General features: G+C 51.4%; 20 protein-coding genes. 7 read left to right on the top strand and 13 right to left on the bottom strand.

Annotated features, from left to right (window positions below; genetic code table 11):
• Window positions 1-71: 71 nt before the first annotated feature.
• On the top strand, window positions 72-1,310 hold the full coding sequence (locus BN3003_RS16840; RefSeq protein ID WP_058357773.1) for a multidrug effflux MFS transporter: 1,239 nt from the start codon (window positions 72-74) through the stop codon (window positions 1,308-1,310).
• A 65-nt stretch (window positions 1,311-1,375) separates the two neighbouring features.
• Complete coding sequence (locus BN3003_RS16835; RefSeq protein WP_058357772.1) at window positions 1,376-2,386, top strand: asparaginase domain-containing protein; 1,011 nt, start codon at window positions 1,376-1,378, stop codon at window positions 2,384-2,386.
• Window positions 2,387-2,535: 149 nt separating this feature from the next.
• Here the strand turns inward: BN3003_RS16835 and BN3003_RS16830 are convergent, their stop codons facing one another.
• The 3 genes from BN3003_RS16830 to BN3003_RS16820 are packed head-to-tail and all read right to left on the bottom strand — an operon-like array spanning window position 2,536 to window position 5,575.
• Window positions 2,536-3,027, bottom strand: a complete 492-nt coding sequence (locus BN3003_RS16830; RefSeq protein ID WP_058357771.1) for a GNAT family N-acetyltransferase — start codon at window positions 3,025-3,027, stop codon at window positions 2,536-2,538.
• A gap of 12 nt (window positions 3,028-3,039) precedes the next feature.
• Window positions 3,040-3,636 carry a hypothetical protein gene (locus tag BN3003_RS16825; protein WP_058357770.1) on the bottom strand — a complete coding sequence of 199 codons (597 nt, stop codon included), beginning with the start codon at window positions 3,634-3,636 and terminating at the stop codon, window positions 3,040-3,042.
• Between the two features lie 10 nt (window positions 3,637-3,646).
• Window positions 3,647-5,575: an ATP-binding cassette domain-containing protein gene (locus BN3003_RS16820; protein ID WP_058357769.1), complete on the bottom strand. Its 1,929-nt coding sequence runs from the start codon at window positions 5,573-5,575 to the stop codon at window positions 3,647-3,649.
• A 398-nt stretch (window positions 5,576-5,973) separates the two neighbouring features.
• Between BN3003_RS16820 and tpx the strand changes: the two genes are divergently transcribed.
• Window positions 5,974-6,474 (top strand): thiol peroxidase, encoded by a 501-nt coding sequence (tpx, locus tag BN3003_RS16815; RefSeq protein ID WP_058357768.1) that lies wholly within the window; start codon window positions 5,974-5,976, stop codon window positions 6,472-6,474.
• A gap of 66 nt (window positions 6,475-6,540) precedes the next feature.
• Here tpx and tsaD read toward each other — a convergent pair whose 3' ends face one another.
• Complete coding sequence (gene tsaD, locus BN3003_RS16810; RefSeq protein ID WP_058357767.1) at window positions 6,541-7,548, bottom strand: tRNA (adenosine(37)-N6)-threonylcarbamoyltransferase complex transferase subunit TsaD; 1,008 nt, start codon at window positions 7,546-7,548, stop codon at window positions 6,541-6,543.
• Window positions 7,549-7,835: 287 nt separating this feature from the next.
• Here tsaD and BN3003_RS16805 point away from each other — a divergent pair, with 287 nt between their 5' ends.
• Together BN3003_RS16805 and BN3003_RS16800 are read left to right on the top strand one after the other, a co-directional pair.
• Window positions 7,836-9,026 (top strand): polyamine ABC transporter substrate-binding protein, encoded by a 1,191-nt coding sequence (locus BN3003_RS16805; RefSeq protein WP_058357766.1) that lies wholly within the window; start codon window positions 7,836-7,838, stop codon window positions 9,024-9,026.
• Between the two features lie 303 nt (window positions 9,027-9,329).
• Window positions 9,330-10,511 (top strand): polyamine ABC transporter substrate-binding protein, encoded by a 1,182-nt coding sequence (locus BN3003_RS16800; RefSeq protein WP_058357765.1) that lies wholly within the window; start codon window positions 9,330-9,332, stop codon window positions 10,509-10,511.
• Between the two features lie 63 nt (window positions 10,512-10,574).
• Here the strand turns inward: BN3003_RS16800 and BN3003_RS16795 are convergent, their stop codons facing one another.
• From BN3003_RS16795 to BN3003_RS16775, 5 genes are all read right to left on the bottom strand, one after another.
• Window positions 10,575-10,802 (bottom strand): DUF1653 domain-containing protein, encoded by a 228-nt coding sequence (locus BN3003_RS16795; RefSeq protein WP_058357764.1) that lies wholly within the window; start codon window positions 10,800-10,802, stop codon window positions 10,575-10,577.
• 64 nt (window positions 10,803-10,866) lie between these two features.
• On the bottom strand, window positions 10,867-11,775 hold the full coding sequence (locus BN3003_RS16790; protein ID WP_058357763.1) for a hypothetical protein: 909 nt from the start codon (window positions 11,773-11,775) through the stop codon (window positions 10,867-10,869).
• Between the two features lie 307 nt (window positions 11,776-12,082).
• Window positions 12,083-13,039: an AEC family transporter gene (locus BN3003_RS16785; RefSeq protein WP_058357762.1), complete on the bottom strand. Its 957-nt coding sequence runs from the start codon at window positions 13,037-13,039 to the stop codon at window positions 12,083-12,085.
• 89 nt (window positions 13,040-13,128) lie between these two features.
• Window positions 13,129-14,166, bottom strand: coding sequence for a pirin family protein (locus BN3003_RS16780; RefSeq protein ID WP_058357761.1), 1,038 nt, complete (start codon window positions 14,164-14,166; stop codon window positions 13,129-13,131).
• Window positions 14,167-14,228: 62 nt separating this feature from the next.
• Window positions 14,229-15,617, bottom strand: coding sequence for an aminotransferase-like domain-containing protein (locus tag BN3003_RS16775; RefSeq protein WP_159061480.1), 1,389 nt, complete (start codon window positions 15,615-15,617; stop codon window positions 14,229-14,231).
• 153 nt (window positions 15,618-15,770) lie between these two features.
• Here BN3003_RS16775 and BN3003_RS16770 point away from each other — a divergent pair, with 153 nt between their 5' ends.
• Both BN3003_RS16770 and BN3003_RS16765 read left to right on the top strand, forming a co-directional pair.
• Window positions 15,771-17,099 carry an omega-aminotransferase AptA gene (locus BN3003_RS16770; protein WP_058357759.1) on the top strand — a complete coding sequence of 443 codons (1,329 nt, stop codon included), beginning with the start codon at window positions 15,771-15,773 and terminating at the stop codon, window positions 17,097-17,099.
• 218 nt (window positions 17,100-17,317) lie between these two features.
• Window positions 17,318-17,716, top strand: a complete 399-nt coding sequence (locus BN3003_RS16765) for a hypothetical protein (RefSeq protein WP_147645460.1) — start codon at window positions 17,318-17,320, stop codon at window positions 17,714-17,716.
• Window positions 17,717-17,972: 256 nt separating this feature from the next.
• Here the strand turns inward: BN3003_RS16765 and BN3003_RS16760 are convergent, their stop codons facing one another.
• The 4 genes from BN3003_RS16760 to hemA form a co-directional block, all read right to left on the bottom strand.
• Window positions 17,973-19,364 (bottom strand): coniferyl aldehyde dehydrogenase, encoded by a 1,392-nt coding sequence (locus tag BN3003_RS16760; RefSeq protein ID WP_058357757.1) that lies wholly within the window; start codon window positions 19,362-19,364, stop codon window positions 17,973-17,975.
• Window positions 19,361-20,185, bottom strand: coding sequence for a symmetrical bis(5'-nucleosyl)-tetraphosphatase (locus tag BN3003_RS16755; protein ID WP_058357756.1), 825 nt, complete (start codon window positions 20,183-20,185; stop codon window positions 19,361-19,363). Before BN3003_RS16755 ends, BN3003_RS16760 begins: the two co-directional genes overlap by 4 nt.
• Window positions 20,186-20,400: 215 nt before the next feature.
• A complete protein-coding gene (gene prfA / locus BN3003_RS16750) occupies window positions 20,401-21,477 on the bottom strand; it encodes a peptide chain release factor 1 (RefSeq protein WP_058357755.1) in 1,077 nt (358 codons plus the stop codon).
• 86 nt (window positions 21,478-21,563) lie between these two features.
• On the bottom strand, window positions 21,564-22,814 hold the full coding sequence (gene hemA, locus BN3003_RS16745; RefSeq protein WP_058357754.1) for a glutamyl-tRNA reductase: 1,251 nt from the start codon (window positions 22,812-22,814) through the stop codon (window positions 21,564-21,566).
• Window positions 22,815-22,890: the final 76 nt, after the last annotated feature.

The following is a 22,890-nucleotide window of genomic DNA, read 5'->3' as shown; positions in this document are numbered from 1 at the left end:
CAATGCTGAATGATTCACGTACCATAGCAAGTTTGCCCTTTTTTAGGGCTTTCATTCTTTGTGTAGCAGCCATGAATCAGAATAAAACCTCACCTCAATTAAGCGACAAGCAATTGTCGTTTCTATTGGCCATGTTGGTGGCCATCATGCCGTTTTCGATAGACACCTATTTGCCGGCCATGACCGATGTTGCTACCTCTTTGGGCAGCAGTGTGCATTTGGTGGAAAAAAGCCTCAGCACTTATTTATTGGGTGCGGCTTTGGGTCAGCTCATCGGCGGCTCTTTGTCGGATTTGAAAGGGCGCAAACCGATTTGTTTGATTGGGCTGTGCATCTTCATCGTCGCCACCGCCATCATTACCCAAGTCACCCAAGTGGAATGGCTCATAGGCATGCGCATGGTGCAAGGCTTGGGTGCGGGCATGGCCACCGTCATCGTGCCGGCGATGGTGCGCGATCGCTATACCGGCGTACAGGCCGCACAAATGTTTGCCACCATCGGCATCATCATCATGATAGCGCCGTCGATTGCACCGATGTTTGGCGCCATCATCCACGATTGGTTTGGTTGGCAAGCCATTTTTGGTTTCTTGCTGCTTTATGGCGTGGCTTTGTTGTGCAGCATGGGGCGATTTTTGCCGATGAACAAACCGCAGCGCGCTGCGGGTGAGGCATTTTGGAGCGGGGTGTTTAGCCGTTACCGCGCGGTGTTGAAAACGCGCGAAGCGATGGGCTTTTTACTGTTACAAGGCTTTTGCTTTAGCTGCATGTTTGTGTTTTTGACCGAATCGTCTTGGGTGTACAAACATTATTATGGCTTGAGCAATAAAGAATATGCATGGGCGTTTATGCTGAATATTGTCGCCATGGCCTGTTTTAACCGCTTGACTGCGTTTCGTTTGAAAAATGGTGCGCAGCCGCATAAAATCTTGCTCAGCGGCTTGGCGGTGCAAATCTGTACCGGTTTGATTATGGTGGTGTGGAGCCTCATTGCTTTGCCACCGTTTCCGGTGTTGGTATTGTTGGTGATGTTGACCATAGGCGCGCAAGGCTTGATTGTGCCGTCTAACCAAGCCATTTACATGTCTTACTTCAGCCGCGAAGCGGGCAGTGCCAATGCCTTGCTGGGCTCGGGCATGCAGTTGATTGCCTTTGGCATCGGTTGGCTCACCACCGACTTGCACGCCGAAACAGGGGGCAAGATGATTGTGATGCCGTTGATGATGTGTGCCTCGACGCTGGGTGCGATTGCGGTGATTTCGCTGTTATCGCGCAATGCGTTTAAGCACAAGCCGATCCGTTCACATTAAGCTGTATGGAATGTGGATGCGGCCTGTAAACGTTTACAGGCCGCATTGGTAACTAAAGGAAACCCATGACAGAGCAAACACCACCACGTCGCAAAATCGCCGTGTTGTACACCGGCGGCACCATAGGCATGCAAGCCGGTGACAATGGTTTGAAACCCAGCAGTGATACGGTTTTGGAAGCCTTAGCACGCTATCAAAACGACATCGATTGGCATGTGCAAGTGTGCGAGCCTTTGATTGATTCTTCGCAGGTTAAGCCTGAGCATTGGCAAACATGGCAGCAATGGGTGTGGGCGCAAGCATGTGATGGCATGTTGATTTTGCACGGCACCGATACCATGGCTTACAGCGCGCAGGTGTTGGCGTTTGCCTTGGGCGAATTGGACACACCAGTGGTCATTACCGGCGCGCAACACCCATTGGGCACACCGGCCGGCGATGCAGAATTCAATCTGGATACAGCGGTACAAGCCTTGTTGCAACACGCGGCTCCCAAGGCCGTGAGCATGGTGTTTGCTGGAGAAATCATCGCCGCCGTTGGCAGCCGCAAAATCAGCACCCGCAGTGCGCACGGCTTTGCCAATAAAAACCATGCGCCGTTGGCGCTGTGGCAGCAAGGTAAGTGGTGTGTACAGGCCGCTGCTGCGACATTGGCCAGTGCAACTCCCTCAACGCGTGTGCCCTTGCAAACAGATGCCCGCATTGCCAGCCATTACTGTGTGCCAGTGAGTGAACAATGGGCGCTGCGTTTGTTGTTGCAATCAGGCTTAGCCGATGTGGTGATAGTGCAAAGTTTCGGGCATGGCAATGGTTTGTTCAGCGCCGCCGACATCGCCGCCATGCAAGCATTCCAAGCCACGGGCGGCGTCATCATCAATGTGTCGCAAGTGGCCGATGGCCATGTCGCTGCGGCCTACGAAGCCTCCAAGGCCTTGCGCGACGCTGGCGTATTGATGGCAGGCAGTTGGACGGTGGAAACGGCGTATGCCAAAGCCTTGGTCGGCTTGAGCGCAGGACTGCGCGGTGCAGACTTGAGCACGTATTTGCAGCAAAACGTGCTTGGTGAATGGGAGTGAGTTAGCAGATTTAAGCGCGTGAACGTGAACACTCAAGGCCATGATATAAGTCATGGCCTTGTTGTATTGGCTTTAAACCAAGCAGTGTGAAAATGCATTCATGCGGCCTGTAAACATATCTATTGCCGTTTACAGGCCGCAACACACACTCAATCGGCCTGTAAATACTTGCGCATCAATTGGCAGGCAACGGTGACCTCGGGATTCAAATGCAGCGCAGCATCGCCCAAGGTGGAATAGTCATTGAGTTCGTAAAACGGCACCGAATTGAGCGAGGCATACAATTTCACAAAACTTAAGCCAGCTTCAAACGCGATTTTTTCGGCGCGTTGCAACAAAGCCGTGCCCAAGCCTTGCTTGAACACGAACGGGTGCACATACAAGGCATCGAGCTGCGCTTCGGCGGTATCGAGTTGGAAAAAGCCTTGTACATGGCCTTTGTACTCGATAACCCACAAGGCCTTATTGGGCAAGGCCATGGTTTCCAAATAACTCTCAGGCGACAACAAAGCCGACCACGCGGTTAAGATGGTTTCGTTATAAGTGCTGGAACAGGTATAGCGCACCGCATACAGGTGCGCTTGGTAGATATCATCGCAATCGCTGGCTTTGGCAGGGCGTAAGACGGTGGGCAAACTCATGCAGCATTCATCCTACATGCGCGCCAATTCGTTTTGCAAAGCTTGGATGTTTTGCTGACGGTCGTCTACCGCACGTTGCAAACTGCTCATTGATTGCTGTTTGCGTGCGTCGGCTTGGTTGCGAATGAGTTTGCCATTGGTCAAAGCCAAACGCGCTTGCGCCAAGGCTTTTTTCTCATTGGTCAATTCCGACATTAAAATCTCACGGCGACCTTGGTCGCGGTGAGATTGTGCGGGCGTGCTAGGGGTGTTGTTGGCGACGACAGGTGCGGTGCTGACTGGGCGGCTGGCTGGCGGTGCCGAGGCCACGACAGGACGGCTGCGTACAGCTGGTGCGGCCGCTTGTTGTACCGCCGGTGTATTGTTATTGCTGTCTTGGTTGCCACCGCGTTGCGCTGCGATTTTTTCATTGCTCAAGCGGTTTTGGCGCTCAATGATGCTGCGGTCGCTGGTATAAGAACCGATTTTGTCCAATTTTTCAGAATGGCAATTGCCCACTTTTTTATTGGTGTAGATTTTTTCGCCATTGACCACGCAGCTGTACACATTCGCTTGTGCCACCGGCACCAGCACTGCGCTCAAACAGCCCAGAAGGAAGATGCGTTTCATGATTTTTCCCTTATTCGCCAAATTCGGCTTGGATGCTGGCAGACAATTGTTCCAATTCGTCTTGCCACAACAACCAATCTTCTTCCAAAGTGGCGAGTTGTGTTTTGATTTCGCCCAAACGGGTGACACTTTGCTGCATTTGGGCTTTGTTGTCGGCCAAATACGCGTCTTCTGTCGCCAAGAATGTTTCGAGCGCTTGTTGTTCTGTGCCCAATTTTGCCATTGTCGCTTCGGCATTGGCAATTTTTTTCTGTAAGGGCTTGGATTGTTGTGACAATTGCTGTCGCAGCTGTGCTTGTTGGCGTTTCACATCTTTGCGGTTTTGGCTGCTAGATGGGGCGTTGCCTTGGCTGGATTGGTGTGCCAATTGGTCTTGTTGCAAACGCCACTGGCGGTAATCGTTCAAATCGCCATCAAAATGGTGCAAACGCTGTTCGTGCATGAACACAAAGCCATCGGTGGTGGCTTCAAGCAAGCTGCGGTCGTGCGACACCACAATCAATGCGCCCTGAAAGCTTTGCAAGGCCACGGTCAAAGCATGACGCATGTCCAAATCCAAATGGTTGGTCGGCTCGTCCAGCAGCAATAAATTCGGCTGTTGCCATACGATCATCGCCAAGGCCAAACGCGCTTTTTCGCCGCCTGAAAACGGCGCGATGGCTTGCATCGCCATGTCACCTTGGAATTGGAAGCCGCCTAGAAAATTGCGGATTTCCTGCTCACGCACTTGTGGGCTCAATTGCTGGATGTGCCAAATTGGCGATTGGTCGGAGCGCAGTGTTTCCAATTGGTGTTGGGCGAAATAGCCGACATTGAGTTTTTCGGCACGGATGATTTGACCTGCCAGCGGCGTTAATTCACCGGCGATGGTTTTAATCAACGTGGATTTACCACTGCCGTTGACGCCGAGCAAACCGATGCGGGCGCCGCTTTCTATCGACAGGCTGACTTTTTTCACGATTGCGGTATCGCTATAGCCCAAATCGACTTCATCCAGTTTCAACAAGGGATTGGGCAGGTGTGCCGGTTCGATGAATTCAAACGCGAACTCGCTGTCCAAATGCGCCGGCGCAATCAATTCCAAGCGTGCCAAAGCCTTGATGCGACTCTGTGCTTGCACCGCTTTGGTGGCCTTGGCCTTAAAACGGTCGATAAAGGATTGCAAATGGGCGATGTGCGCTTGTTGCTTCACATACGCCGATTGTTGTTGCGCCAAACGCTGTGCGCGCTCTTGTTCGTAGAAATCGTAATTGCCACCGTAGACGGTGAGTTTTTGCTGTGACAATTCCACCGTAGTATTGGTGACGGCATTGAGGAAATCGCGGTCGTGCGAAATAATCAATTGGGTGCAATTCAAACCGGCCAAATGCTGCTCCAGCCACAACACCGTTTCCAAGTCCAAGTGGTTGGTCGGTTCGTCCAATAACAATAAATCGGCGCGGCACATCAAGGCTTGCGCCAAGTTCAAACGCATGCGCCAACCGCCGGAAAAGGTTTTTACCGGCCGCTGTTGTTCTTCGGTAGAGAAGCCCAAGCCATTGAGCAGTTTGCCGGCGCGCGCAGGGGCGCTGTAGGCATCGATTTCATCCAATTGCGCCAAGATATGCGCCATTTCTTCGCCATTGTTGTTGGCTTCGGCCTGTTTTAAAGCGGCCTGTAAGTTTTGCAATTGCGCATCGCCTTGCAACACATAATCCAAAGCCGAGCACTCCAAGGCTGGCGTATTTTGGGCCACCGAGGCAATCAGCCAATGTGCCGGCACCGAGGCATCGCCGCCATCGCTGTGCAATTCGCCTTTGAGCAAGGCAAACAACGAGGATTTGCCGGTACCGTTTTTACCGATTAAACCCACACGTTGGTTGGGGTTGATGGTGAGGTTCGCTAGCTCGAATAAGACTTTGGTGCCGCGTTGTAGTGTCAGGTTTTGAATGTAAATCATGATGTCACACACATAAATCGAGCCGCCATTTTAACACCATCTGCAAAGCTTGCAGCAGCGCTTTACTGGCCGCTGTCAGATTTGCTGTGTGTATGGGCTGAATTTAGGGCATTTTGTGGTGTTATTCAGCACGCTAGTACTGATTTGATGAGCATTGCTTTGTCTTACCGAGTTTTAAGCAGTGTTGGTGCCGCGGGCGTTAAATGCAGGCTGATGCATGCGTGTTTGGCAGCTTACTGTTAACAAACTACTGATTGAAGATGAACTTCAGGCAGGTGAAATAGTCGCAGTCACGCGCGCATGCTCAGGCTATAATGGCACGGAAGCGCGGGTGGCATGGTTGGTTCATCGCCTGCGCTGACACATAAGAATATTTCCCCACCCACATGGAGTAACACATGGCACAAGTGACTTTAAAAGGCAATGCAGTTGAAGTAGTAGGCAGCTTCCCTCAAGCGGGCGCCGCCGCAGCCGATTTTCAATTGGTCAATGGCAGCTTGCAAGAGCAAAGCTTGGCCGATTTTGCGGGCAAACGCAAAATCTTGAATATTTTCCCTAGCGTGGACACTGGCGTGTGCGCCCAATCGGTGCGCCATTTTAACCAAGATGCAGCGGGCTTGGACAATGCGGTGGTGTTGTGTGTTTCTGCCGATTTGCCGTTTGCGCAAGCGCGTTTTTGTGGTGCCGAAGGCATAGAAAACGTGGTGATGTTGTCGGCCTTCCGCAGCCCAGCATTCAAACAAGCGTATGGCGTGGACATGGTGTCTGGCCCCTTACAAGGCTTGTGCGCCCGCGCGGTAGTGGTTTTGGACGCGAACAACCAAGTCATCTACTCACAATTGGTGCCTGAAATCACCGAAGAACCAGATTATGCAGCAGCCTTGGCGGCATTGAAATAAGGCATTAGCGATTAAGATAAAAGCGGCCTGTAAAGTTTACAGGCCGCTTTTTTATGGGTAGAAGGCTTAACGTGTGGCAATCAATGGCCAACGCGGTTTGACATCGAAGGCGCCAACGGCGCGGGCGTCTTGCAAGTGCATGGCGCCGGCGAAGGCAATCATGGCGCCATTGTCGGTGCACAAAGACAAGGGAGGGAAGAACACCCGTACTTTGAGCTGGTTTAAGCGTTCGCGTAATTTCCAGTTGGCGCCGACGCCGCCGGCGACCACCAACGAGTTAAAGCCAGTTTGTTTCAATGCGTCTTGTACTTTGCGACTGAGCACATCGACCACCGCGTCTTGAAAGCCCAAGCATATGTCGTTGCGGGTTTGTTCATCCACGGTACCATGCGCTTCTTTCACTTTGTTGACGGCGGTTAATACCGCGGTTTTGAGGCCGGAGAAGCTCATGTTCAAATCATGCGAGTGCAGCATGGGGCGTGGGAACTCAAAGCGGCCAGCCACGCCGAGTTTGGCCAATTGTGACAATTTGGCACCGCCAGGATAGGGCAAGCCCAATAATTTACCGGTTTTGTCGAAGGCTTCGCCGGCGGCATCGTCTATGCTCTCACCCAATAATTCGTATTTTCCCACGCCGGTAACGGCCATGATTTGGGTATGACCGCCCGATACCAATAAGGCCACGAAAGGGAATTCGGGTTTGTCTTCTGCCAACATCGGTGAGAGCAAATGGCCTTCCAAATGGTGCACCGGAATAACGGGTTTGTCATTGGCAAAGGCCAAGGCATTGGCAAAACTGGTACCGGTGAGCAAGGCGCCGCCGAGACCGGGGCCTTGGGTGTAGGCGATGGCGTCTAGGTCTTGCAAGTCCACATGGGCTTCATCCAAACAAGCGCGGGTTAAAGGCACGAGTCTGTGGATGTGGTCGCGGCTGGCCAATTCTGGTACCACGCCACCGTATTGCGCGTGCATGGCAATTTGCGTGTGCAATTGGTTGCCGATTAAACCGCGCTCGGTGTCGTAAATGGCGACACCGGTTTCATCACAAGAAGACTCTATACCCAAGACCAACATTTTCAATTCCTCATATCACAGACCCTTATTGTAGCTCAATTTGCGCCACTTTGCCCTGATTAATGTGCAGTTGCAACATAGGCTATGAGGGTGATTTAGAGTGTGAACTTCTGCAGATTTCCTTTACATTTTAACGGGATAGAAAATGCGTTAAGACTATTGTCATAAGTAAAAATAGCAGGTTTAATGCAAGCGTAAGAGAGGTTGTGTGACAGCGCGTAACAGGTTCTTGCCCATACTCAAAACAACATCTGGCAAGGTTTGAGCAGAAATCAAAGGATGACATGATGAGAAACACGTTTATTGCTTCAGCAGTGAGTTTGATTTTGTTAGCAGCATGTGGAGGTGGCAGCAAAGAAGCGGCTACTCCGAAAACCGCCGATGCGTCTGGCAGCGCTAATACGCCAGCCAAGGCCAGTGAAAGTACCGCACCCAAGGTGGCTTTAGAGGCCACCAAAGAATTGAAAATCTACAATTGGTCTGATTATGTCGACCCACAAACCGTCAAGGATTTTGAAGCCGCCAATCAAATCAAGGTGACGTACGATGTGTACGACAGCAATGAATCTTTAGAGGCCAAAGTGTTAACCGGTAAGTCTGGCTATGATTTGGTGGTGCCAAGCAATTCCCATGTCGGCCGTCAAATCAAAGCAGGTGCTTATCAGGAAATCGACAAAAGCCTGATACCGAATTACGCCAACATCGAGCCGACCTTATTGAAAATGCTCGAAGGCGTAGACCCAGGTAACAAATACGCGGTGCCGTATTTCTGGGGCATCAATACCATGGCGATTAACAAAGACAAAGTGGAAAAAGCCTTGGGCGGGCAATTGCCAGACAATAAATGGGATTTGCTCTTCAATCCGCAATACACCAACAAGCTCAAATCCTGCGGCATCAGCATTTTAGACAGCGCGACTGAAGTGTTTCCGATGGTGCTCAATTACATCGGCAAGAATCCGAACAGTTCAGAACCAGAGGACATGAAGGCGGCCAAAGACGTCATCATGAAGGTGCGTCCTGATATTCGCCGCTTCAGTTCATCGGGTTATATCGACGATTTGGCGCGCGGTGATGTGTGCGTGGTTTTGGGTTATGGTGGTGATTTGAACATTGCCTCGCGCCGTGCCAAAGAAGCCGGCACCAAGGTCAATATTGAAATTTTGGTACCGAAAGAGGGTTTTGGTGTGTGGGTAGACTCTTTTATGATACCGAAAGACGCTGGCAATTTAGCCAATGCTTATAAATACATTAACGATACCTTGGATGCGAAAGTGGCGGCCAAAAATGGCAATTTTGTCACCTATGCGCCCGCGAGCAAAGGCGCCAAAGAGTTGATGGAAAAAGACTATGCCGACAATGCGTCTATCTTTCCTAGTGCTGAGCAATTGAAAAATGGCTTTATGATGAACGAAATCAAGCCTGACGCGATGAAGCTGAGCACGCGCTTGTGGCAAGACATCAAAAAAGGCAGTTGAATGGAGCACACAAAAAACCCGCTAGCCAGCGGGTTTTTTGTGTGCAAGGCTTATGCGGCCTGTAAATGTTTGGCAAATAAAACATTTCAGCAAGGCCATGCAAAATTCATCTGAATCGTTGTGATTTTACCTATTTCAGCGCCTCAAGTTTGCAGCGCAAAAATGACTAAATTACTTGTCATGTTATAAAAAACACAGTTTAATAAACGCAGTTTGGTAGTGCCTACCAACACAATATTTCGTGTCTTGCACCATACTAAATACCCACATGTGCAAGGTGGATTGAACTTTTGGGAAAACATTATGAAAAAAACACTTCTGGCATCTTCTGTGGTAGTCATGTTTTTAGCCGCCTGTGGCGGTGGCAATAACAATGCAGCACAATCGAAAACTTCTGATGCAGGCAGCGGTACTGCCAGCAGTGGCACGACGGCCAGTACGGCACCTGCAGCCGCCGCAACCGACAGCTTGAAAATCTACAACTGGTCTGATTATGTCGATCCTGAAACCGTGAAAGAATTTGAAGCTGCCAACAAAATCAAAGTCACTTACGATTATTATGACAGCAACGAGGCTTTGGAAGCCAAAGTGTTAACCGGTAAGTCTGGCTATGATTTGGTGGCACCGAGCAATACCTTCGTGGGCCGTCAAATCAAAGCGGGTGCATACTTGAAAATCGACAAAGGTCAAATCCCGAATTACAACAACATCGACCCACAATTGTTGAAATTGATGAACGATGTCGATCCGGGCAATGAGTTTGCCGTGCCTTACTTCTGGGGCATCAACACTTTGGCGATTAACAAAGACAAAGTGGAAAAAGCCTTGGGTGGCCCATTGCCAGACAACCAATGGGATTTGTTGTTCAAACCAGAATACTCTAACAAGTTGAAGTCTTGTGGCATCAGCATTTTGGACAGTGCCGCCGAAGTCTTCCCTATGGCGCTGAACTACATGGGCAAAGACCCACACAGCGATAAGAGCGAGGATTTGAAAGCCGCTTCTGAAATGATCATGAAAATCCGCCCTGACATTCGCCGTTTCAGCTCGTCTGGTTACATCGATGACATGGCCCGCGGTGATTTGTGTGTGGTCTTGGGTTATGGTGGTGACTTGAACATTGCCGCGCGTCGCGCCAAAGAAGCGAAGAGCAATGTCAATATTGAGGTATTGGTACCTAAAGAAGGCTTTGGTGTGTGGATAGATTCTTGGATGATTCCAAAAGACTCTGCCAACGTGGCCAATGCTTACAAATACATCAACAACACTTTAGACCCTAAAGTGGCGGCGAAAAACGGTAACTTCGTGACTTACGCGCCAGCAAGTAAACCAGCCAAAGACTTGATGGAAAAACAATACACCGAAAACCGTTCGATTTTCCCAACCGAAGCGGATTTGCAAAACGGCTTTATGATGTTGCCGATGAAACCAGACAGCTTGAAAATGGCGGTGCGTTTGTGGCAAGACATCAAAAAAGGCAGTTAAGCTGCTTACCATTAAAAAACCCGCTTATGGCGGGTTTTTTTGTGTCTGGTGCTGGCGCACGGCTTAGCTGTGGCTGTGCGCATGGACGATGCGAAAGCGCGGTTGGATGTTGCCATCGACCACTACTGTGCTGGTAAACATGGCAAGCGGTCTGACCCACAAACCATAATCGCCGTATAAAGCACGGTAAACCACCATCATTTCTTCGGTTTCTGAATGGTGGGCGCAGCCCAATACTTCGTATTGTTGGCCTTTGTAATGTTGGTAAATACCACGGGGAATGCTGTTCATAGTTGTTTCAATGGATGGGCGTTAAAAAAGCGTTCGCTGACGAACGCTTGCGGTTAAAGGGTGATTAACGTTCGCGCAGGCGCGGCTGGGGTTGTTGGCGTATATTTTGTTGCTGCATGTTTCGCATGACATTGTATCTGTCATTGCGCTGCAACACGCTTTGTTGAGCACTTTGGTTTACAGGCCGGTTTTGTATCAGTGGCCGTTGTTGCGGTACGCTTGGTCTGACTTGCTGCACCGGCGGCCGCGTGTTGTTCACACTGGGTCGGCTCGGTTGTATCTGTGGTCGGTTGATGCCGCCATTGGGTTGGGTTGGGCGCACCACAGGCCGTGTCGACTCGATTGGACGAGTGGGTCTTACTATTGGACGAGTCGATTCGGTGGGTTGAGTGGGGCGTACAATCGGGCGTGTAGACTCAGTAGGCCTAGTCGGGCGGGTTATCGGACGGGTGGACTCAGTCGGCCGTGTGGTATTCGGGAGATTATTGCCCCAACCCGTTTGGCCACGATTGCTATCGGTGTAATCCTTGTTGCGATCGTTCCAACGGTAACGGCCATTGTCATCCCAATAGCTGCGTGGATGGTAATTGGGATCAAAGCGGATGGCCTGATGGCGGCGCCATTGTTCCAATTGGTTGCGATTGAGGTTGCGGTAGCGCGCATCGGGATGGATGCGGTAAGGGCGGTCGAATATTGGGCGGTAATAACGGCTGCCGCCATAAGAGTAGTAATTGACCGGGTAGTAATAATTGTCGTAGTAATAGTAATTACCGACCAAAAAACCGGTGCTGAGGGCGAAATTGCTGCCATTGCCGATAACGCGGGTGGTTGTGGTGTAGCTATTATCGTAATCATAAGCACCGTAACTGCCGTAATCCACGCCAGAGTAATATGGGTCAACCACACAGGCACTGGTGCCCAAGATGGCCACTGTGCCCAATATTTGTATGCCGCGTTTTAAGGAAGTGTTCATTGTGTGTTCTTTCCAAGTGGGGACACAAGCGACCGTTGCGAGGCAAAGCAGCCGCGTGTGTTGCTGTCTGACAGACGGTTTTTATGATAGCAGTCACTGTGCCTTGGCAGCGCAAATCAGCAAGAATTTACTTAATTTGAAAAAAGCCTGACACGATTATTGCCATTATCATGGCAGTCGCAACAGATGTGCGCAGTATGGACAACAATAAGCGGCCTGTAAACCGTGCACAGAGGGGATGGTAGGTTTACAGGCCGCTTTCATTCTGTAGTAAAACACTTTATGAAACTGAACAGCCGTGTTGGTTTTAATGGTGCAAATAATGTGACCAATACCACAATACCGTGCTGACGCTGCAAAACATCAATAAAGTGGTGATGAGCAAGACGGCGGCGCTGCGTTCACCTATGCCGTATTGCTGACCAAGCAAGCTGAACATGGTGGCCATAGACACCGATGCCAGCAAGGTGCCAGCAAAGCGCATTTCCTCGTTCACGCCCGGCCACAGACTCAAGATGGCGAACACGATACAAGGCATGAATACCAACTTGAGGGCGCTGATGATGAGGGCGTGTTTGCCGGCGGCCTTGATGTTGGTGCCAACCAAATTGCCACCGATGACAAAAATCGCCAATGGTGCGGCGCAACTGGCCAACATCGCCAACACCCGCTCGAAAGGTTGCGGTAAGTCGGCCTGTAAGCCGGATAAGAGCAAACCCACGCCCAAGCTGATGATGAGCGGATTGCGGGCAACATGGGCAAAGGTATTGAGCACAATGCGGATGAGGCTGGTTTGGGTGGATTGGCTTTGTTGGCGCCCGAGTTCGGCGATGGTCAGAATCAGCGGGATCATCAACAGGTTTTCGATGATTAAGGTCATGGAGAAATACACTGCCGCTTGGTTGCCGATGATCATGCTGAGCAAGCCATAGCCGATGAAGCCAGTATTGGACATCGACGCGCCCATGGCCATGATGGCGGCGTGGTGTAAGGGTTCACCGAAGCGGCGGTGGTACAGATACAAGCCCAGTGCGCATGCCAACAGCGAAGCGCCACCATAGGCCAATAAATATGGCGCTTGCCAAATCTCGCTCAGTTTCTTGTGCATCAAGGCATTGATGACCAGAGCCGGTAAGGCAACTTTGATGACAAAGATGCCCATGCCACGGATGTGTTCACGACTTAATAATTCACTGCGCACACTGGCGAAACCCAGCGCTATTAGGATGAAAATGGGTGCGGTAATGCCGAGGATGTTGGCCATAAGCTCAGGATTATTGGCTTAGAAAGCATGATTATGCCATTTGTCTGCTGGAGGCTTCCAGCAAAAAGCCGCCTTGCGGCGGCCGATGCTTACAAATTTTGTCCGCTAGGCGGAAGCTCGATGCGATTACCGTAATCAAATTTGGCAATGCGGCCTTGTTCGCGCGGAAACACTGGATCGCTGCGTCCCCATTGCCAGCCACCAAATTCGTCTTCTTGGTAAGCCTGTATCGCTTCAAGCAGTTTGGCGCGGCTGCTGGCAACAAACGGGCCGTATTGTTCCACGCCTTCGCCTATCGGTTGACCTTCCAGCCACAATACCCGTGCCGCTTGCTCACCATTGACCAGAGTCAGTGCCACGCTGGCGTCCAAATCCACCAATTCCTTATTCTCAATGCGCTCACCATTCAGTTCAATGTGGCTGCCTTCAAACACATAGGCAAAACGGGTGGTGCCGGCGGCGCTGGCAGGCAGTGCCATGCGCGCATGCGGTGCCAATTTGATCAACCAAATATTGACGCCGTGCGCAGCATCATTGGCCCAAGAATGCGGAGTCGGTGCCAAAGCTTGGGTATCGGCAAAACGTCCAGCAATCACTTTTACCGAGTATTCATGCCCATCGGCGTCTTGCGCCTTAATGACCGGAATGTCTTCGTGCCACAGCATTTTGTAAGCCGCCGGTGCTTGTTTGTCTTTTTCGGGTAGGTTTAACCACAATTGGAACAATTCCAATGGATTGTCTTGCTCGCCAGACAATAAGGGAAACATTTCCGAATGCTGTACGCCCGCGCCGGTGGTCAGCCATTGCACATCGCCGTCACCATAGCGACCGCTGGAGCCGCGCGAATCAAAATGGTCGGCATAGCCTTGCTCGACAATGGTCACGGTTTCAAAGCCGGTGTGCGGATGCGCCGGAAAACCGGGAATGGTATTGCCGTGGTACATGCGAAACGGTGCTTTGGGGTCAAAGTCTTGCCCCCATTCAACATGGCGGTCGATTGCGATTGGGGTCATGTCGTGTTTGCCAGCAGGATAGGCATCAAAATGGTGGCCAGCAAACAAAAACGGGTCTTTCAAATTCAGGCGAAACTGGACAACTTCTTTGTTCAAAATAAACGGTGCAGTCATATTGTTCTCCGTGATGGCGCAAGGGCTTGCGCGCTTTTCATAGAGTATGAATATGGAGATTTTTATTTCAATTTCAATAGGCTATTGTCTTGTGGTGTGACCTGTTCCAGCCACGATTCAAATTCAGGCCGCATGCAATACGCGACATTGAAACGCAGCCACGGATTTGCCTGTTGCTGGTCTATGGCAAACAACAAACCCGGTGCCAAGGTAATGTTGTCCTCGTGGTGGCTTTGCGCAAATTGGTAGGCATCGTCTATGGCAGGGTGTTTGGCATACAAATACATGCCGGCTTGCGGCTGGCCAAATACTTGCCAACCCAAGGCAGCAAAGCGTTTTTGCAAGTGTTGTTGTGCGCCTGCCAAGCGGTTGCGCCACTGTGCCAATTGTTTGTCGCTGCGGTTGTCTTGCCACATCAGCAAGGCCAAATGCTCATTGATGGCCGAGGTGGTCATGCCGCTGAGCATTTTTTGCTGCATCAAGGCGGCAATGCGCTCATCGCGCCCAAGCACATAACCAACGCGCAACATCGGCGACAAATGCTTGGTAAAACTGCCAATGAGCAAGCTGTGGGCTATGCTGTCCAGCGCCGACAACGGCGGCGGTGGATTGTGCGCCAGCCAATACGACACTTGGTTTTCCACCAACAGACAACTGGCTTGTCTGAGCAAGTGCAAGACTTGGTGAGCGGTGGCCAAGCTGTAGCTGGCGCTGGTGGGGTTTTGCAATACCGGATTGGTGAACATCAGCTTGGGGCGGTATTGCTGTAATAATTGTGCCAATTGCACCACATCTGGCCCGTCGTCATTCCACGGTACGCCGACAATGTGCAATTGCTTGCTGCGCAAGCGCGTGAGCAAATTGGTGTAGCCAGGGCTGTCGATGAAGACGGTGTCGCCGGCTTGGCAATAGGTGGCGGTGATGATGTCCAGAGCTTGGCTCGCGCCTTGGGTGAGCAAGACTTGGCCGGCCGAAATCGGCAAATGGTGGTGGGCCCAGCGCTGTGCCAGCAATTGTCGCAACGGCAACAAGCCTTTGGGCTCGCCGTATTGGTTCAGTTGTAACGGTGCACGCGCCAGTTTGCGCAGTGCCGAGCTGGCCAATTCGGGATCGTGCCAATCGTGCGGCAACCAACCACAGCCGGCCTGTAACAAGGCGTCGTCGCTTTGGTATATGCCTTGCAGCAGCCAATCTTGGTTTAAGGGTTGGCGCAACACTGCCTCTAATGGCTGTTGGTAACTGGGTTGGGCAACAAAATAGCCACGACCGGCCGACGCTTCGACTTGGTTTTGCGTGCACAAACGCGAATACGCCTCGGCCACGGTAAAAGTGCTGACACCGTACAGTTTTGCCGCCTGACGGATGGACGGCAATTTGCTGCCCTGCGGCAATTGACCGCGCTCAATTTGCGCGGCGATGGTTTGCATCAGCTCTTCTACCAAGGTTTTCATGCTGCGGCCTGTAAACATGTGCGGAAACCTAACTGTACAGGAAATATGCCCTGTACAGTAAGTCTGAAATCTCGCAAAGTGTCACTGTTCTTTTATTTTACTGCTGTTAAAGTGAGCCCATGAACGACGCATAATGATAACGAGGAGAACCTGATGAATTTAGATGCTTTATGGATGCCGTTTTCGGCCAACAAAACCTTCAAACAAAACCCACGCATTTTGACCTCTGCCCAAGGCATGTATTTTACCGATGACAAAGGCCGTCAAATTTTGGACGGTTGTGCCGGTTTGTGGTGTGTGAATGCCGGTCACGGTAACGAGCGCATTACCCAAGCGATTGCTGAGCAGTCTAAAAAATTGGATTTCGCGCCTTTCTTTAACATGAGCCATGACATTGGTTTCAAAGCCGCTGAGCGCTTGGTAGAGATGGCGCCTAAGGGTTTTGACAAGGCCTTCTTCACCAACTCAGGTTCTGAATCTGCCGACACTTCTTTGAAAATTGCCTTGGCTTACCACGCTGCGCGTGGCGAAACCGGCCGCGTGAAATTCATCGGTCGTGAAAAAGGCTATCATGGTGTGAACTTCGGTGGCACGTCTGTTGGTGGCATCGGTGGCAACCGCAAAGCGTTTAACCACTTATTGCCATTTGTTGACCACATCCGTCACACCTTGGACATCGAGCGCAATGGCTTTAGCAAAGGCTTGCCAGCTTACGGCGCCGAATGGGCCGACGAGTTGGAAAACCGCATTTTCACCTTGCACGATCCTAAATCGATTGCTGCGGTAATTATCGAGCCTATGAGCGGTTCGGCTGGCGTGATTGTGCCACCACAAGGCTATTTGCAACGCATTCGCGACATCTGTACCAAACACGGCATTTTGTTGATTTTTGATGAAGTGATTACCGGTTTTGGCCGTACGGGCGGCGATTGGGCCACCAACACCATGGGCGTGACCCCAGACATCTTGAACTGTGCCAAAGGTTTGACCAACGGTACTGTGCCTATGGGCGCCGTGTTGGTGGGCAACGAGATTTACAACACAGTGGTCGATGCCGCTCCTGAAGGCGCGATTGAATTTGCGCATGGCTATACTTACACCGCGCACCCATTGGCGTGTGCGGCAGCGATTGCCACTTTGGATGTGTACCGCGACGAAGGTTTGTTTGAACGTGCCGGCCAATTGGCGCCTAAATTCGAGCAAGCCGCGCACAGCTTGAAGGGCTTGCCGTTTGTGAAAGACATCCGCAACATCGGTTTGGTGGCCGGTATTGAATTGGAAACCAGCGCCGAAGGCTTGGGCAAACGCGCAGGCTTGGTACAACAAAAATGTTACGAAGCAGGCGTGTTGATGCGCTTGACGGGCGAAACCTTGGCCTTGTCACCGCCGTTAATCGTTAACGAAGCACAAATCGACCAAATCTTCAGCACCATAGGCGAAGCGGTGAAAGCCGTAGCCAATGAAAGCGCTGTCAAAGCATAAGACCTTGATGGGGTAGGAATAAAGCGTTCTGTGAATTGGGTCACAGAACGCTTTTCTGTTTGGGCAATGCGGCCTGTAAACCATGATTGAAGCCGCTGGTGTGTTATTTTGTGGATACAAACCTGCATCTGTAAGGTTTACAGGCCGCTTGCATGTGCAAGCGCATCGCATATTGCTATGATGTCTACATCTACTGCTCACCCCTCAAGGAGTGCAATATGCGATACCGATACACAGGATTGTTGTGGGCATTATTGGCTTTAGGGGGACACACCTCGGCGCAGGCCACACCAGAGCTGGAACAAGAATTGGATGCACGTTTGCCCGAATTAAACCGTGGCTATCCGGAAGAAGTGGTCACCGGCATGAGCGTGACGGCGATGCGGCGTGTGGGCAATCAAGTCGAAATCGAATACGCGCTCAATCGCAGCGATTCTGGCCCGACAGACATGCAAGGCGAAATCGGCCAAATTTTGAGCATGCAATTGATCTGCGGCGATTCCTCGCTGTGGCCGTATTTGCAAGGCGGCATGAGTGTGGTGTCGGTGTATGCCTTCCCGAATAAGCAACAAGTGCGGGTGCCGCTGACTTGGCAAGACTGTAATGGGGCGGAATAAACGCAGCAGAATAAAGGTTGTTTGTTCTATACCAACATGATCAATATGATGAATACGGCCTGTAAACTTACAGGCCGCATCTGTTTGCTTGTGAGCCACAGCCAAACACAGACTCAATATGAGGTGATTCAGATACATATTGAGTTGTTGCTAACCACACGCAACAGCAACAATAAAGCGGCCTGTAACTTTACAGGCCGCTTTATTGCGTTAGATGTCTGAGCAAATACAGAGGTCAGACATAAGACATGACAGCTTAAGGCTTCAAAAACTTCAACAGCGTTTTCACGCGTTTGCCGTAAGGGGGGCTCATCAAAGCCACCATGTTCTTCGGTTTTTGCACAAACACCGCTTTCATGTGTGACATGGCTTCAAAGCCGGTTTTACCATGGTAAGCACCCATACCAGATGGGCCGATGCCGCCAAACGGCAAATCGTCTTGTGCCACATGCAAGACCACATCGTTGACACACATGCCACCGGCAACCGTGTGCTTCACACATTGCTCTATCACTTCGGGCTGCTGCGCAAACACATAACAGGCCAACGGGCGCGGACGCACATTGATGTAATCGATGGCGGCCTGTACGTTGTCGACGGTGACGATGGGCAAGATGGGGCCGAAGATTTCCTGTTGCATCAATTGGCAAGCATCGGGCGCATGGTGGACCAAACACGGGGTTAAGAAATCGGCGCGTTGTTTGGCCAAAGTTACCACTTGCGCGCCATTGCTGTGCGCCTCATTCAGCCATGTTTGCAAACGCTGCAATTGCGCGCCATTGATGATGCGGGTGAAGTCGGTATTGCTGTCCCAATTTGGATAGTGTTGGTCAAACCATGCTTGCGCCAAGCGCACAAATTCGTCCAATTGGCTGTGTGACAACAGCACATAATCGGGGGCGATGCAGGTTTGGCCGGCGTTAATCATCTTGCCATACATGATGCGGTCTACCGCTTTGGCCAAATCGGCATCGGCAGACACGATGACCGGTGATTTGCCACCCAATTCCAGCGTGACTGGTGTGAGGTTGGCGGCGGCAGCGCGCATCACGTGTTTGCCAACGGCGGTAGAGCCGGTGAACAGCAAGTGGTCAAACGGCAAGGTGCTGAAGGCGGCGGCGATGTCGGCACCGCCAGTAACGATGGTCAATTCATCGGCCTGAAAGTATTGCGGCACCAGCGTCGCCATCGCTTCGGCAAATTGTGGCACATGCTCGGAGATTTTCACCATGGCGCGGTTGCCAGCCACGAAGGCATCGACCAAAGGCCCAATGATCAAAAACAGTGGGTAATTCCACGGTGACACGATGCCTACCACGCCTTTGGGCTGCGGCTGCACATAGCAAGTGGCCGGTTTGAACAGCCATGAAGTGCTGGCTTTGCGCCGTTTCATCCATTTTTCGCCGTGTTTGAGCGCGTGTTTGATGCCGCTGTGTGACGGAATCAATTCCAAGATGGTTGATTCGATGTGCGAGCGTTGGCCAAAATCGGCGGCAATCGCCTCCAATAAAGGCTTTTGCTGCTCTTTTAATAAGGCCTGTAATTGCTGCAAGCGCCGTTTGCGCGTGCTCCACGGCACCGATAATTCTTGGCGGCTGGCGCTGTACAGCGCCGCAAACTGTTCGGTTAATTCGGTGCTGGAAGTCATGCCATCGTATCCTGTGCTTGTTTGTGACCATTGACCTGAGTGACGCGGCCGTCGGGCAGGCTGATGGCGGTGAGTTCGCGTCCCCATACCGCGCCGGTGTCCAAACCGATGACATGTTCATCCACATGCAAGCCCAGCGCCGACCAATGGCCAAAGACGACTTTGTGGTCGGCCCAAGCTGGATGCTCGGCAGCAAACCACGGCATCAAATGTGCAGGAATGTCGTCGACTTCGCCTTTGAAATCAAAGTCCAATTCGTGTTGTTGCGTGATCACGCGCATGCGCGTCATCACATTCAGACTGAAGCGCAAACGCTCCAACTCGCTGCTGATATCGGCTTCTTGTTTCGGTTTGTTGCCATACATGTTTTGCAGCAACCATTCAAAGCGGTCGGACACCAAAGTCTGTTCAATTTGTTCGGCATAATCATGCGCTTGTTCGATGTCCCAATCGGGCAGCAAACCGGCATGTACCATTGCATAGTGGTTGTGGGCGACAAACATCGGTTGGTGGCGCAGCCATTCCAACATCACTTTGTTGTCGACCGCATTCAAGATGGCATCGAGGGTATCGCCTTTTTTCAGGCGCGCGCCGCCATAAGCCACGGCCAACAAGTGCAAATCGTGGTTGCCCAAGACGGTTTGCACGCAGTAATCGTGCTTCATGGCAAAGCGCAATACTTCTAAGGATTTGGGGCCACGATTGACCAAATCACCGGTCAACCACAGCGTGTCGGTGCCAAAATTAAACGCAATTTTGGACAGCAGTTTCAACAATTCATCGCAGCAACCTTGTACGTCGCCAATTGCATAATGTGCCATGATGGGATTCCTTTTATTCTCGTTCTCGCTTAACCATATACCGAATGAACTCTAAACGCAAACCCGCCGGATAAATGCGTGTTGCAGTGCATAAATGGTTGCCTGTTTTGCAGCTAATAATGATGGCGAAACGCAGAAAAAACAAGCGTCCTGACAGTTTACAGGACGCTTGAAGATAATATGATGATGACAATTGTAAGGTTCAGAACCGGCGTTTAATCGCTGATGGATGCCAACAATTCGGCTTGGTGTTCGGCTATCAACGCGCCAGTGACTTCGCTCAAATCGCCGTCCATGATGAAGTCCAATTTGTACAAGGTGAGATTGATGCGATGGTCGGTGACACGGCCTTGTGGGTAATTGTAAGTGCGAATACGCTCAGAACGGTCGCCACTGCCGACCAAGCTCTTGCGCTCGGCCGCTTCTTTTTCGTGCGCTTCGCGGCGCTGCAAATCGTTCAAACGCGCCGCCAATACCTTCATCGCCTGCGCTTTATTGCTGTGTTGCGAGCGACCGTCTTGGCATTCTACTACCAAGCCGGTAGGGAAGTGGGTAATGCGGATGGCCGAGTCGGTTTTGTTAATGTGCTGACCACCGGCACCAGAGGCGCGGAAGGTGTCAATGCGGATGTCGGCTGGGTTGATGGTGATGTCTTCGAGCTCATCGGCTTCGGCCATCACCGCCACGGTACAGGCCGAGGTGTGCACACGGCCTTGGCTTTCGGTCGCGGGTACACGTTGTACGCGGTGCGCGCCCGATTCAAATTTCAATTGGCTGTACACGCCCGTGCCCATGATGCGCACAATCGCTTCTTTGTAGCCGCCCAAATCGGATTCGCTTTCGGACACCATCTCGGTTTTCCAGCCTTGGCGCTCGGCAAAACGCACATACATGCGCAGCAAATCGCCGGCAAACAAGGCCGCTTCGTCACCACCGGTGCCGGCACGTACCTCGATAAACACGTTTTTATCGTCGTCTTGGTCTTTGGGAAGCAATAGTTTTTGCAAATCGAGTTCCAATTGCTCGGTTTTGGCAATGGCGTTGTTGATTTCTTCGGCCGCAAATTCTTTCATGTCAGGGTCGGACAACATTTCTTCGGCATCGATTTTGTCTTGCTGTGCTTGCAAAAACGCTTGATAGGTTTCCACCAACGGCGTGAGCTCGGCATACTCTTTGTTCAGTTTGCGGTATTCGTCCATATTGTCGGTGGCGTTTTCACTCGCCAATAAATGGGTCACTTCTTCTAAGCGATCGGACAATTGGTGTAATTTTTCGAGTAGTGATGCTTTCATGATGACTTTCGTAAGTTGATGCGGCCTGTAAACGCAAACAAGCAAGATGCGCTTTATAGCACATCTTGCTTGTGTTTTACAGGCCGCTACAAATGTTCTGGCAGGCGGTAAATGCTGGAAACAGCGTCGCTTAATTCAGGATGGTGATTGATTTGCTGCAAGGCCACGGTCGGTGCGTGTAAGAGCTTGTTGGTGAGCTGTAGCGACAGCTTTTCCAATACTTCTTCGGCCGACACGCCTTTGTTCAATTGTTTCAAGGCGGTGGCCAACGCTTGTTGGCGCTGGATTTCACCTTCGTCACGCAAGGCCTTAATCATCGGTACGATTTGGCGTTCGCGTTGCCATTGCAAAAACTCATGCACACGCGTGTCGATGATGGCTTCGGCCTCGGCCGCCGCTTGTTGGCGCGCTTCCTTGCCCATTTCCACCACTTTGACCATGTCGTCAACAGTGTACAGATACGCGTCTTCGATTTTGCCGACTTCGGCTTCGATGTCACGTGGCACCGCCAAATCCAATAAGAACATTGGATGGTGACGGCGCTGTTTCAAGGCGCTTTCTATCATGCCTTTGCCAACTATCGGCAACGGACTGGCGGTAGACGACACTATCACATCGTATTCGTGAATGATGCCAGGCAAATCATTGAGCAAGACCGCGTCGCTGCGACCGCCCATTTGCGCACACAATTCGCGCGCGCGCGCGATGGTGCGGTTGGCAACGGTGATTTTCTTAGGTGATTTGGCCGAGAAATACGTTGCCACCAATTCAATCATTTCACCGGCACCGATGAACAACACATTCAAATCAGAGATTTTCGGGAAGATTTGTTCGGCCATTTTCACCGACGCCGCGGCCATAGATACCGAGCTGTTGCCAACGGCAGTATTACTGCGCACTTCTTTGGCAACGGAAAAGGTTTTTTGGAAGAGGCTATTGAGGGTGGTGTCTATGCTGGACTGTTCTTGCGCCACCCGCACCGCGTCTTTGAGTTGACCCAAAATTTGCGGCTCGCCCAATACCATAGAATCCAAACCGCAAGAGACGCGAAACGCATGGCGTATGGTCTCGTCGCTGTCCAGCGTGTATAAATACGGGCGTATGTCGTTTTCGGGCAAACGGTGAAAATCGGCCAGCCAACCGACGATGTCGCTGGACTGTCCCACACAATACAATTCGGTACGGTTACAAGTCGACAAAATCACCGCTTCGCGCGCGGCATGGTTTTGCACAATTTGTTTTACCGCCTCAGGCAACACCTGTGCCGCAAACGCCAAGCGCTCGCGTATACTGATAGGGGCAGTCTGATGGTTTAAACCGATTGCGGTCAGTTGCATGTTGAAAACATCCTCCAAAAATATTGCTGCCTATTTTACCGCATTTCGCCACAAAACGACACCTCATCTAGTGGCT

Source organism: Vitreoscilla massiliensis, from assembly GCF_001457815.1.
Classification (GTDB): Bacteria; Pseudomonadota; Gammaproteobacteria; order Burkholderiales; family Neisseriaceae; genus Vitreoscilla; species Vitreoscilla massiliensis.
Note: the sequence above shows the minus strand (reverse complement) of the source record. Positions and strands in the feature narration are given on the sequence as shown.

Coding starts and splice junctions, on each gene's coding strand:
- BN3003_RS16785 (WP_058357762.1), bottom strand. CDS start 13,039: ATGGCCAACATCCTCGGCATTACCGCACCCATTTTCATCCTAATAGCG.
- prfA (WP_058357755.1), bottom strand. CDS start 21,477: ATGAAAGCATCACTACTCGAAAAATTACACCAATTGTCCGATCGCTTA.
- BN3003_RS16825 (WP_058357770.1), bottom strand. CDS start 3,636: ATGAAACGCATCTTCCTTCTGGGCTGTTTGAGCGCAGTGCTGGTGCCG.
- BN3003_RS16795 (WP_058357764.1), bottom strand. CDS start 10,802: ATGAACAGCATTCCCCGTGGTATTTACCAACATTACAAAGGCCAACAA.
- BN3003_RS16775 (WP_159061480.1), bottom strand. CDS start 15,617: ATGAAAACCTTGGTAGAAGAGCTGATGCAAACCATCGCCGCGCAAATT.
- BN3003_RS16830 (WP_058357771.1), bottom strand. CDS start 3,027: ATGAGTTTGCCCACCGTCTTACGCCCTGCCAAAGCCAGCGATTGCGAT.
- BN3003_RS16800 (WP_058357765.1), top strand. CDS start 9,330: ATGAAAAAAACACTTCTGGCATCTTCTGTGGTAGTCATGTTTTTAGCC.
- BN3003_RS16760 (WP_058357757.1), bottom strand. CDS start 19,364: ATGACTTCCAGCACCGAATTAACCGAACAGTTTGCGGCGCTGTACAGC.
- BN3003_RS16840 (WP_058357773.1), top strand. CDS start 72: ATGAATCAGAATAAAACCTCACCTCAATTAAGCGACAAGCAATTGTCG.
- BN3003_RS16820 (WP_058357769.1), bottom strand. CDS start 5,575: ATGATTTACATTCAAAACCTGACACTACAACGCGGCACCAAAGTCTTA.
- hemA (WP_058357754.1), bottom strand. CDS start 22,814: ATGCAACTGACCGCAATCGGTTTAAACCATCAGACTGCCCCTATCAGT.
- BN3003_RS16835 (WP_058357772.1), top strand. CDS start 1,376: ATGACAGAGCAAACACCACCACGTCGCAAAATCGCCGTGTTGTACACC.
- BN3003_RS16755 (WP_058357756.1), bottom strand. CDS start 20,185: ATGGCACATTATGCAATTGGCGACGTACAAGGTTGCTGCGATGAATTG.
- BN3003_RS16770 (WP_058357759.1), top strand. CDS start 15,771: ATGAATTTAGATGCTTTATGGATGCCGTTTTCGGCCAACAAAACCTTC.
- BN3003_RS16780 (WP_058357761.1), bottom strand. CDS start 14,166: ATGACTGCACCGTTTATTTTGAACAAAGAAGTTGTCCAGTTTCGCCTG.
- BN3003_RS16765 (WP_147645460.1), top strand. CDS start 17,318: ATGCGATACCGATACACAGGATTGTTGTGGGCATTATTGGCTTTAGGG.
- tpx (WP_058357768.1), top strand. CDS start 5,974: ATGGCACAAGTGACTTTAAAAGGCAATGCAGTTGAAGTAGTAGGCAGC.
- BN3003_RS16805 (WP_058357766.1), top strand. CDS start 7,836: ATGAGAAACACGTTTATTGCTTCAGCAGTGAGTTTGATTTTGTTAGCA.
- tsaD (WP_058357767.1), bottom strand. CDS start 7,548: ATGTTGGTCTTGGGTATAGAGTCTTCTTGTGATGAAACCGGTGTCGCC.
- BN3003_RS16790 (WP_058357763.1), bottom strand. CDS start 11,775: ATGAACACTTCCTTAAAACGCGGCATACAAATATTGGGCACAGTGGCC.